This window comes from Caballeronia sp. LZ043 (assembly GCF_031451075.1).
Classification (GTDB): Bacteria; Pseudomonadota; Gammaproteobacteria; order Burkholderiales; family Burkholderiaceae; genus Caballeronia.
The window spans coordinates 2,705,613-2,716,489 of sequence record NZ_JARUXT010000001.1 but is presented as its reverse complement, the minus strand read 5'-3'; the positions used below and the strand labels follow the sequence as shown (position 1 = coordinate 2,716,489).

Below are 10,877 nucleotides of genomic sequence, written 5' to 3'. Positions count from 1 at the left end.
CGCCGCCGTCGAGCGCGCCTGGCGCACGCGCATCACGCTTTCGCTGCCGGCGCTCGGCACCGTGGACGCCGAGCTGGTGCTGACCGGCGACAAGCTGGTCGCGCGCATCAAGGCGGGCGACGCGGGCGCGCGCCGTCTCGCCACCGACGGCCCCGCCTTCGCGCGCCAGTTGGAAGCGGCGGGATTGGCGCTGGCGTCGCTGTCGGTCCGTTCGATGGACGGCTCCACCGATCTCGCCATCTCCGGCGAACCGAATGACAGGAAGCCGGTCAGGTCGCCGCTCGAGCATCTGTTGCGTCCGGCAGCGGGCGAGGGAGGCGCGGCATGAACCAGAACCAGTCGGGGCCGCCGCCGTACACCCGCATGCAGGCCACGGCGCTCGCCTACGAGGCGGGCAATCGCGATGCGACGCCGCGCGTGGTCGCGAAGGGCTACGGCATGGTCGCGGAGATGATCGTGCAGCGCGCGAAGGAGGCGGGGCTGTATGTGCACGAGTCGCCGGAAATGGTGTCGCTGCTGATGCAGGTCGATCTCGACGCGCACATTCCGCCTGCGCTCTATCACGCGGTCGCGGAACTGCTGTCGTGGGTGTATCGGCTGGAAAACGAGGAGCCGTTGCGCGAAGCGGGGCGCGCGCTGCGTTGATCCTTCACCGCCGACGCTTTCACGCCGCGAAGGCGCGGTTCACGAGCGCGGCGTGATCGAAGCGCGCCGGCAGCGTGCCGTAGACCCGCCCCGTGTCGCCCCGCGCGTCGCCGAGGCGCGTCTCGATGAACGCATCCGCCACTTCCTGCGGCGCATGCCGCGCCAGCAAGACACCCTGCGCGCACAGCGCCAGCTGCTGCGCGATGCGCCGCGCCGATGCCTCGCGCGCCGCCGGATCGCCGGTCAATAGCTTCATCAGCGACGCCAGTGCGCCCGCCAGCGCCGGATGCGCGCTGGCCGTCGCGTTCCAGTCGGCGAGCAGCGCGTGCGCGGCGTCCTGTTCGCGCTCGAACGCGCGCAGCACGTCGAGGCACATCACATTGCCCGAGCCTTCCCAGATCGAGTTCACCGGCGCCTCGCGGTAGAAGCGCGCCATCGGCCCGGTTTCGACATAACCGTTGCCGCCCCAGACTTCCATCGCCTCGCCGGTGAATTCGAGCGCGCGCTTGCACACCCAGAACTTCGCGGCCGGCGTCACGATGCGCCGCCACGCGCGCGCTTGCGCCGATCCGCCCGGCGCCGCGCTGTCCTCGAACGCGCCCGCGAGACGCATGAACAACACCGTGGCCGCTTCGGATTCGAGCGCAAGGTCGGCGAGCACGTTGCGCATCAGCGGCTGATCGACGAGCGGCGCGCCGAACGCGCTGCGGTGCCGCGCGTGGTGGATCGCCTGCACGAGCGCCGCGCGCATCAGCGCCGCGCTGCCGATCACGCAATCGAGCCGCGTGAAGTTCGCCATCTCGATGATGGTCGGCACGCCGCGTCCTTCCTCGCCGATCATCACGCCGTAGGCATCGCGGAACTCCACTTCGCTGCTCGCGTTCGAGCGGTTGCCGAGCTTGTCCTTCAGCCGCTGGACCTCGACCGCGTTCTTGCGGCCATCCGGCTGGAAGCGCGGCACGTAGAAACACGACAGCCCGCCTTGTTCTTCGGTGCGCGCGAGCACGAGATGGGCGTCGCATTGCGGCGCGGAGAAAAACCATTTGTGCCCGATCAGCCGATAGGCGCCGCCGCGTCCCGGCGCGCCCAGCGCATGCGCGCGCGTGCGGTTGCTGCGCACGTCCGAACCGCCTTGTTTCTCGGTCATGCCCATGCCGATCATCATCGAATGCTTGCCGGCTTCCAGGGGAATGTCGCGCGGATCGTGCTCGCGCGACAGCAGCGGCCGCGCAAGCCGCGCGTACAGGTCGGGCTCGTTGCGCAAGACCGGAATGCTGGCGAAGGTCATCGTGATCGGGCAAAGCGAACCCGATTCCAGCTGCCCGTGCAGGAAATACGCGGCGCAGCGCGCGGCCATCGATCCCGGCTGCGCGGACGGCTCGAACGGCATCGCGTGCGCGCCTGCCCGGCGCAGACGCCGCAGCAGTTCGTGCCAGGCCGGATGAAACTCCAGCGCGTCGATGCGTTGACCACGCGGGCTGTGGGTCGAAAGCGCCGGTTCGTGCCGGTTGGCCAGCTCCGCGAGCGCGACGACATCCGGCTGCGTCAGCGCCATGCCATCGTTCGAGAGCGCCTCCGCGTGCCATTGCGCGCCCTCGCGGCGGAGCGCCGCGACGAGCGCGTGATCGAAGGCGAATGCGTCATAGCCGACAAGCGGCTCGACCTGATTGGTGACTTCGTGGGTTTGTTGGAACGGCAGAGCAGCGGTGTCGGATGAGGCGGGCGAAGTCGCGGACATCTTCGGTCTCCTGGGCGCGGCGCGCACCGGACGGGCCGCGCCGGTTGTCGGCGGGCAGGCGCGGTCCCGCTCGACGGATACTCAACAAATCATAGGCTGTGCAGGTTCACCGCGCGCTGCTATTCGGCCGGCTTGCCACGGCGCCCGCGAGAAAAGCCGTCGGCCATGAAGTCCTGGCCGAGATTGGCGGGCAGCATCTCGCGCGCCACCTCGATCCACGCGCGCGCCGCATGCGACAGATAGCCGTTGCGCCGCCAGCCGAGCGCCATGTCCCAGTGGATCTCCGGCTTGACCACCGGCCGGCACGTAAACGCTTCGGCGTCCAGCCGCCGGCAATACGGCGCCGGCAGCAACGCAATGCCGATGCCGGCCTGCACCAGCGCCGAGATGAAGTCCCAATGCCCGCTGCGCCCGACGATGGTCGGCGCGAAACCCGCGTCGCGGCACGCGGCGAGCACGACATCGTTGAGCGCGAGGCTTTCGCCGTAGAACACGAAGGGTTCGGCGGCGAGATCGGCGAGCGCGACTTCCTGCGCGTCGTCCCAGCGCGAGCCCTTCTGCGCCACCAGCCACAGCAGCTGGCGGCTGACGGGAAGCACGTCGAACAGGTCGGCATCGACGGGTTGCAGCACGCCGCCCAGTTCCAGTTCGCCGTCGAGCAGCGCCGCCTCGATCGCCTTCGAGCCGCGCTCGAACAGCTTCAGTTCGACCTTCGGATACCGTTGCCGGAACGCGGCGATGGCCGGCGTGAACAGCGATCCGCCCATCGGCGGAATGCCGATGGTCAGCGTGCCGCGACCGAAGGTGCCGAGATCGTTCAGTTCGGCTTCCAGACGCGCGTGCGCGGCCAGCACTTCGGCGCCGCGTTGCCAGACAATCTGCCCGACATCGGTGAGCACCATCTGACGGCCTTCGCGCAGCAGCAGCGGCGAGCCGACCTCGTCCTCCAGCGCCTTCACCATCTTGCTGATGGTCGGCTGGGTCACGAACATGTGTTCGGCGGCGGCGGTAAAGCTCTTTTGCTTCACCACTTCGATGAAGTACCGCAAAGCGCGTAGTTCCATCGTCGGCTCCCGGATTCCGGATTGGAATGATTTGAATAAGGTTAAGTCATTTTTATTATGCTTGGGGCGCCCATATACTCGGTCTACAGGTTAACCCTAGTTCAACGCCCAAGACCCCGAGAAGACCGCCATGTCCGCCGCCCTCGCCAGTCCCGTCCAAACCCGCAACGCCCGTGGCGCGTTTGGCCGCTTCGTGCGCGTCGCACTGCAATCGACAGTGCTGGCCGCGATCTGGGCTGCCGCGGATTTTGTCGCGCGCAAGTTGTCGCTGCCGGTTCCGGGCGGCGTCGTGGGGCTGGTCGCGCTGCTGGCGCTGTTGTTCTGCGGCGGCATCGCGCCGCGCTGGGTCAAGGCCGGCGCCGACTGGCTGCTGGCGGACATGCTGCTGTTCTTCATCCCGGCCGCCGTCGCGGCGGTCCAGTACGGCGGCCTGTTTCTGGAAGACGGCTGGCGGCTCGCGCTGGTGGTGGTCGGCGGAACGCTGATGGTGATGGTCGCGGTGGCCTTCGCCGTCGATCGTGCCGCGCGTCTCGAGCGGCGTCTCGCATTGCGCCGCGCGCTCGTCACGCGGCACGCCGCCCGCGTCTGAACACCCCGAGCGCCGCCATGAACCACTTCTACGAATCCCTGTTCGCCGACGATTCCGCCCGTCTGATCGCGGCGGGCTGCCTGGTTCTGACCGTGGCGCTGTACTTCGCGGCCAAGCAGCTCTACGCACGCTTCCGGCGTCCGTGGCTCACGCCGCTGCTGGCGGTGCCAGTGGTGCTCGGGATCATCGTCGTGATGGCCCGCATTCCGTACCAGGTCTACTTCGCCGACACGCGCTGGCTCATGTGGCTGCTCGGCCCTGCCACCGTGGCCTTCGCCGTGCCGATCTACGAATACCGCACGCTCATCAAGCGGCACTGGATCTCGCTGACCGTCGGCGTGACGGTCGGCATTCTGGTGGCGGTGGGCGGCTCGCTGGCGCTGGCCAAGCTGCTGCATCTGTCGCCGGAACTGCAGCGCAGCCTCGCAACGCGCTCCGTCTCCACGCCGTTCGCATTGGCCGTGTCGGACAAGATCCATGCGCCCAAGGACCTCACCGCGCTGTTCGTGATCGCCACCGGCGTGTGCGGCATGCTGTTCGGCGAAATCGTGCTGGCGCTCCTGCCGCTGCGCACGCGGCTCGCGCGCGGCGCGCTGTTCGGCGCGGCGGCGCATGGCGTCGGCACGGCGAAGGCGCGTGAGCTCGGCAGCGAGGAAGGCGTCGTCGCGAGCCTGACCATGATGATCGCGGGCGTCGCCATGGTCCTGCTCGCGCCGCTCTTGTCCATCCTTCCTTTCTGATCCCGAAACGCGGCCCGGCAGTCTCGCACCGGCCCGCCAAAAACCCGCTTCGGCGCGCGGCCGTTGCGCCTTCGTCCGACGAGTCTTTGCTACAATCGGCGTTCGCTTCCGAGGAGCGTTGCGACGGGCTTTCAAAACGCCCGCCAGGCTCGGAGCATTCAATCCGGACGGTTCGAAGGCATGTGCAATGCCCCCCAGAGCCCCCGCATTCGAACGGCGCTCACGTCAACATTTCTAGTCTTTTTAGAAAAGGAGGGCGTGATGAACGCCGCAGTTCTCGATTCCAAGGATTCCAAGGATTACGTCGTCGCCGACATGTCGCTGGCCGCATGGGGCCGGAAAGAACTCGACATTGCCGAAACGGAAATGCCGGGTCTCATCCAGACGCGCGAAGAGTACAAGGCGCAGCAGCCGCTGAAGGGCGCGCGCGTCGCCGGTTCGCTGCACATGACCATCCAGACGGGCGTGCTGATCGAAACGCTCACGGCGCTGGGCGCGGACGTGCGCTGGGCATCGTGCAACATCTTCTCGACGCAGGATCACGCCGCCGCCGCGATCGCCGCAGGCGGCACGCCGGTGTTCGCGTTCAAGGGCGAATCGCTCGACGAGTACTGGGAATTTTCGCACCGCATCTTCGAATGGCCGAACGGCGAATTCGCCAACATGATCCTGGACGACGGCGGCGACGCCACGTTGCTGCTGATCCTCGGCGCGAAGGCTGAAAAGGACCGCTCGGTCATCAGCAAGCCGACCAACGAAGAAGAAGTCGCGCTGTACAAGTCCATCGGCAAGCATCTGGATGCCGATCCGACGTGGTATTCCACGCGCCTGTCGCACATCCAGGGCGTGACGGAAGAAACCACCACGGGCGTGCACCGCCTGTATCAGATGGAAAAGGAAGGCCGCCTGCCGTTCCCCGCCATCAACGTCAACGATTCGGTCACGAAGTCGAAGTTCGACAACCTGTATGGCTGCCGTGAATCGCTCGTGGACGGCATCAAGCGCGCCACCGATGTGATGATCGCCGGCAAGGTCGCGGTGGTTGCGGGTTACGGCGACGTGGGCAAGGGCTGCGCGCAGTCGCTGCGCGGTCTGGGCGCCACCGTGTGGGTCACGGAAATCGATCCGATCTGCGCGCTGCAGGCCGCGATGGAAGGCTACCGCGTCGTGACGATGGAATACGCCGCCGACAAGGCCGACATCTTCGTGACCGCCACCGGCAACTATCACGTGATCAACCACGATCACATGAAGGCCATGCGCAACAACGCGATCGTCTGCAACATCGGCCACTTCGACTCCGAAATCGACATCGCCTCGACGCGCCAGTACACCTGGGACAACATCAAGCCGCAGGTCGATCACATCATCTTCCCGGACGGCAAGAAGATCATCATCCTGGCTGAAGGCCGCCTCGTGAACCTCGGCTGCGCAACGGGCCATCCGTCCTTCGTGATGTCGAACTCGTTCACGAACCAGACGCTCGCGCAGATCGAACTGTTCTGCCAGGGCGACAAGTACGAGAACAAGGTCTACGTGCTGCCGAAGCATCTCGACGAGAAGGTCGCGCGCCTGCATCTGGGCCGCATCGGCGCGGAACTGACCGTGCTGTCCGACGAGCAGGCCGGCTATATCGGCGTCGGCAAGAACGGTCCGTTCAAGCCGAACCACTACCGCTATTAACCGCGGGCGGCGACCCGCGTCCGCACGGATGCCCGCGCATCCGTGCGGCGCCGGCGACCTGACGCATCAACCGGAGAATCATCGATGACCGTGCTGCTGACATGGCTGATCAACGCGCTCGCGCTGTTGATCATCACCTATCTCGTGCCGTCGATTCATATTCGCAGTTTCGGCACGGCGCTCATCATCGCTGTGGTGCTGGGGCTCATCAACGCCATCCTGCGCCCGGTCCTCATCCTCCTTACGCTGCCGGTCACGATCCTGACGCTCGGCCTCTTCATCCTCGTGGTGAACGCGCTGTGTTTCTGGTTGTGCTCGTCACTGCTGAAGGGGTTCGAGGTTTCGGGGTTCTGGTCCGCGTTCTTCGGCTCGATCCTGTACAGCATCGTGTCCTGGCTGTTGTCGGCGCTGATTTTCGGCAACCGCAACTTCGGCTGAGTCAGATCGCCCCTGCGTCGCCGCCGCTCGATCCCTGCTCATCATGAAACCGATCGAACTTTCATTCGAGTTTTTCCCGCCGAAAACGCAAGAGGGCGTGGACAAGCTGCGCGCCACCCGCGCCGAACTGAAGACGCTCTCGCCCAAGTTCGTCTCCGTGACCTTCGGTGCGGGCGGCTCCACGCAGCAAGGCACGCTCGATACCGTGCTCGAGATGGCCGCGGAAGGCTTCGAAGCCGCGCCGCATCTGTCGTGCATCGGCTCCTCGAAGGAGAATCTGCGCGCGATCCTCTCGAACTATCGCGGGCACGGCATCCGCCATATCGTCGCGCTGCGCGGCGACCTGCCTTCGGGCATGGGCGAAGTCGGCGAGTTGCGCTATGCGTCGGAACTCGTGGCGTTCATCCGCCAGGAGCACGGCGACTGGTTCAACATCGAAGTGGCCGCGTATCCGGAGTTTCATCCGCAATCGAAGTCGCCGCGCGCCGATCTCGAGAACTTCGCCCGCAAGGTGAAGGCGGGCGCGAATTCCGCGATCACGCAGTACTTCTTCAACGCGGACTCGTATTTCAGGTTCGTCGAGGAAGCGCGCAAGCTCGGTGTGGACGTACCCGTGGTGCCGGGCATCATGCCGATCACCAACTTCTCGCAACTGATGCGCTTCTCCGACATGTGCGGCGCCGAAGTGCCGAAGTGGGTCGCCCGCCGGCTCGAAAGCTTCGGCGACGACCGCGAGTCGATCCGCGCCTTCGGCGTGGATGTGGTGACGGGGTTGTGCCAGCGTCTCATCGACGGCGGTGCGCCCGGCCTGCATTTCTACACGCTGAACGGCGCGTGGGCCGCGAAGACCGTGTGCGAGCGGCTCGGCTTCAAGAGCGCCTGAGTGTCTGCCTGAGTTTCACTTTCTGCCTTGACCGCGCGGCGTCCGTCGCGCGGTTCTTTCCCTTCCCTTACGAATCTCCTCTTTGCGCATGGACGCGCCAAGGTCTATTACTTGCGCGTATGGTCGATAACCTGCTCTTATCGACCCGCCATCGGCGACAAACTCTAGTGGGGAAAACCAACTACGCAAGCCACTTTTGTTCGTGCTACGGTAGCGCCCGCATTCGCGCAAACGCTTGAAAAAGCATCCGACGCGATCCTATACACTCGCGCTACGCCGGAATGAAAGCCGGCATCGACCTGGAGGAAAACATGAACAAAAACAGCCTGTTGCGAGCGGTCCGCGGACCTGCGCTCGCGGGCGCCATCGCTACGGCGACGCTGTTCGCGGCCACCGTCGCGCACGCCGCGATCCCCAACAAGACGCTGGTGTACTGCTCGGAAGGCAGCCCCGCCGGCTTCGATCCCGCCCAGTACACCACCGGCACCGACTTCACCGCGAACACGTTCACCGTGTACAACCGCCTGGTTGAATTCGAGCGCGGCGGCACGAAGGTCGAGCCGGGTCTCGCCGAGAAATGGGATGTGTCGCCGGATGGCCTGACCTACACGTTCCACCTGCGTCATGGCGTGAAGTTCCAGACGACGTCGTTCTTCAAGCCCACGCGCGAATTCAACGCGGACGACGTAATCTTCACGTTCAACCGCATGCTCGACCCGAACAATCCGTTCCGCAAGGCATACAACGTCCAGTTCCCGTACTTCACCGACCTCGGCATGGACAAGCTGATCTCGAAGATCGAGAAGGTGGATCCGTACACCGTGAAGTTCACGCTGAAGGAAGTCAGCGCGCCGTTCATCCAGAACATGGCGATGGAATACGCATCGATCCTGTCCGCCGAGTACGCGGACAAGCTGCTGAAGGACGGCAAGGCCGCCGACATCAACCAGCAGCCGGTCGGCACGGGCCCGTTCATCTTCCGCAGCTATACGAAGGACGCGACCATCCGCTTCGACGGCAACCCGGACTACTGGAAGCCGAACGCGGTGCAGATCTCGAAGCTGATCTTCTCGATCACGCCGGACGCCGCCGTGCGCGTGCAGAAGCTGAAGAGCAACGAGTGCCAGGTGATGAGCTATCCGCGTCCGGGCGACATCGCGGCGCTGAAGTCGGCATCGAACGTCGATACGCCGTCGCAGGCGGGTTTCAACGAAGGTTATGTGGCGTACAACGTGACCAAGAAGGGCCTCGACAACACCGACGTGCGCCGCGCGCTCGACATGGCGATCAACAAGAAGGCGATCATCGATTCCGTGTATCAGGGCGCAGGCCAGCCGGCCACCGCACCGATGCCGCCCACGCAATGGTCCTATGACAAGAACCTGAAGGGCCAGGCGTACGACACCGCGAAGGCAAAGGCGCTGCTCGCGAAGGCAGGCTTCCCGAACGGCATGGAGATCACGCTGTGGGCGATGCCCGTGCAGCGCGCCTACAACCCGAACGCGCGCCTGATGGCGGAGATGATCCAGGCCGACTGGGCCAAGATCGGCGTGAAGGCGAACATCGTGTCGTACGAGTGGGGCGAGTATCTGAAGCGCGCGCACGCGGGAGAGCATGATGCGCTGCTGATCGGCTGGACCGGCGACAACGGCGATCCCGACAACTGGCTCGGCACGCTGCTCGGCTGCGATGCGGTCAAGGGCAGCAACTTCTCGAAGTGGTGCTACAAGCCGTTCGACGATCTCGTCGTGAAGGGCCGCTCGACCACCGACGTCGCCGCGCGCACCAAGGCCTACACCGACGCCCAGCAGATCTTCGCGCAGCAGCTGCCCTTCTCGCCGATTGCGCACTCGACGGTCTATCAGCCGGTCAGCAAGAAGGTGACGAACATGAAGATCGAGCCGCTTGGCTACGTGCGCTTCGATGGCGTCGGCATGCAATAAGCTTTGCGGCAAGTCTTTGCAGCAGAACGCTTTTTGCACTAAATAACAAGTACAAGGTCCGGCGGCGCGGGTCCACGAGATCCAAGCCGCCGGATACGTTTTTGTCCCCCCAAGACCGAAAAGGGCGATCATGTTCCGATTCGTTTTGCGACGCATAGGCATGGTGATACCGACGTTCATCGGCATCACGATTCTCGCGTTCGCGCTGATCCACCTGATTCCGGGCGATCCCATCGAAGTGATGATGGGCGAGCGCGGCGTGGACCCGGCCATGCACGCCGCAGCCATGAAGCGCCTCGGCCTCGACCAGCCGCTTCCGCTCCAATACCTCACCTATGTCGGGCATGCGCTCAAGGGCGATCTCGGCACCTCGATCATCACCAACACCAGCGTGATGGGCGAGTTCCTCGCACGCTTTCCGGCCACGGTCGAACTGTCGATCTGCGCGATGATCTTCGCGCTCGTCGTCGGCTTGCCGGCGGGTGTCGCGGCGGCGCTGAAACGCGGCACGGTCGTCGATCACGGCGTGATGGGCACCGCGCTCACCGGCTATTCGATGCCGATCTTCTGGTGGGGCTTGATCCTCATCATGTTCTTCTCGGCGAAGCTCGGCTGGACGCCGGTGTCGGGCCGCATCGCGGTGGAATACGACATTCCGCACGTGACCGGCTTCATGCTGATCGACGCGCTGTTCTCATCCGACGAAGGCGCTTTCACCTCGGCCGTGAGCCATCTGATCCTGCCGACCATCGTGCTCGGCACGATTCCGCTGGCAGTGGTCGCGCGCATGACGCGCTCCTCGATGCTCGAAGTGCTGCGCGAGGACTACATCCGTACCGCGCGCGCCAAGGGGCTCTCGCCGTTGCGCGTGGTCATCGTGCATGCGCTGCGCAATGCGCTGATTCCCGTCGTCACGGTGATCGGCCTGCAGGTCGGCACGCTGCTCGCGGGCGCGGTGCTGACCGAGACGCTGTTCTCGTGGCCGGGCGTCGGCAAGTGGCTCATCGACGCCATCTCGCGGCGCGACTATCCCGTCGTGCAGGGCGGCATTCTGATGATCGCGACGCTCGTGATCGTCGTGAATCTGGTCGTGGATCTGCTCTACGGCGTGCTGAATCCGCGCATTCGCCATACGAGGTAATCACGACACGATC

The 10,877-nt window shown here is 65.2% G+C and carries 11 protein-coding genes and 1 riboswitch; of the genes, 9 read left to right on the top strand and 2 right to left on the bottom strand.

The genetic code is table 11. The features are described from left to right. Together QCE64_RS12440 and QCE64_RS12435 are read left to right on the top strand one after the other, a co-directional pair. The coding region (locus QCE64_RS12440; protein ID WP_310003966.1) for a flagellar hook-length control protein FliK at positions 1-328 on the top strand (328 nt) is incomplete at its 5' end. Further along, positions 325-645 (top strand): EscU/YscU/HrcU family type III secretion system export apparatus switch protein, encoded by a 321-nt coding sequence (locus tag QCE64_RS12435; protein WP_309931289.1) that lies wholly within the window; start codon positions 325-327, stop codon positions 643-645. The genes QCE64_RS12440 and QCE64_RS12435, both read left to right, overlap by 4 nt. Before the next feature lie 19 nt (positions 646-664). On the opposite strand, the gene QCE64_RS12430 is transcribed toward QCE64_RS12435, so the two are convergent. Further along, positions 665-2,383, bottom strand: a complete 1,719-nt coding sequence (locus QCE64_RS12430) for an isovaleryl-CoA dehydrogenase (protein WP_310003964.1) — start codon at positions 2,381-2,383, stop codon at positions 665-667. A gap of 119 nt (positions 2,384-2,502) precedes the next feature. Continuing rightward, on the bottom strand, positions 2,503-3,447 hold the full coding sequence (locus QCE64_RS12425) for a LysR substrate-binding domain-containing protein (RefSeq protein ID WP_310003962.1): 945 nt from the start codon (positions 3,445-3,447) through the stop codon (positions 2,503-2,505). Between the two features lie 130 nt (positions 3,448-3,577). Between QCE64_RS12425 and QCE64_RS12420 the strand changes: the two genes are divergently transcribed. From QCE64_RS12420 to QCE64_RS12390, 7 genes are all read left to right on the top strand, one after another. Beyond that, on the top strand, positions 3,578-4,036 hold the full coding sequence (locus QCE64_RS12420) for a CidA/LrgA family protein (RefSeq protein WP_310003960.1): 459 nt from the start codon (positions 3,578-3,580) through the stop codon (positions 4,034-4,036). Positions 4,037-4,053: 17 nt separating this feature from the next. After that, complete coding sequence (locus tag QCE64_RS12415) at positions 4,054-4,776, top strand: LrgB family protein (protein ID WP_309919095.1); 723 nt, start codon at positions 4,054-4,056, stop codon at positions 4,774-4,776. Positions 4,777-4,879: 103 nt separating this feature from the next. After that, a riboswitch (S-adenosyl-L-homocysteine riboswitch) is annotated at positions 4,880-5,005 on the top strand. Between the two features lie 32 nt (positions 5,006-5,037). After that, positions 5,038-6,459: an adenosylhomocysteinase gene (gene ahcY / locus QCE64_RS12410; protein ID WP_309810667.1), complete on the top strand. Its 1,422-nt coding sequence runs from the start codon at positions 5,038-5,040 to the stop codon at positions 6,457-6,459. Between the two features lie 84 nt (positions 6,460-6,543). After that, a complete protein-coding gene (locus tag QCE64_RS12405; protein WP_309810664.1) occupies positions 6,544-6,897 on the top strand; it encodes a phage holin family protein in 354 nt (117 codons plus the stop codon). A 43-nt stretch (positions 6,898-6,940) separates the two neighbouring features. Continuing rightward, on the top strand, positions 6,941-7,780 hold the full coding sequence (metF, locus tag QCE64_RS12400; protein ID WP_309931285.1) for a methylenetetrahydrofolate reductase [NAD(P)H]: 840 nt from the start codon (positions 6,941-6,943) through the stop codon (positions 7,778-7,780). A gap of 311 nt (positions 7,781-8,091) precedes the next feature. Then, the gene (locus QCE64_RS12395; protein WP_309919087.1) at positions 8,092-9,723 is read left to right on the top strand and encodes an ABC transporter substrate-binding protein; all 1,632 of its coding nucleotides are present in this window, start codon (positions 8,092-8,094) and stop codon (positions 9,721-9,723) included. 130 nt (positions 9,724-9,853) lie between these two features. Beyond that, on the top strand, positions 9,854-10,864 hold the full coding sequence (locus tag QCE64_RS12390; protein ID WP_309919084.1) for an ABC transporter permease subunit: 1,011 nt from the start codon (positions 9,854-9,856) through the stop codon (positions 10,862-10,864). Positions 10,865-10,877: the final 13 nt, after the last annotated feature.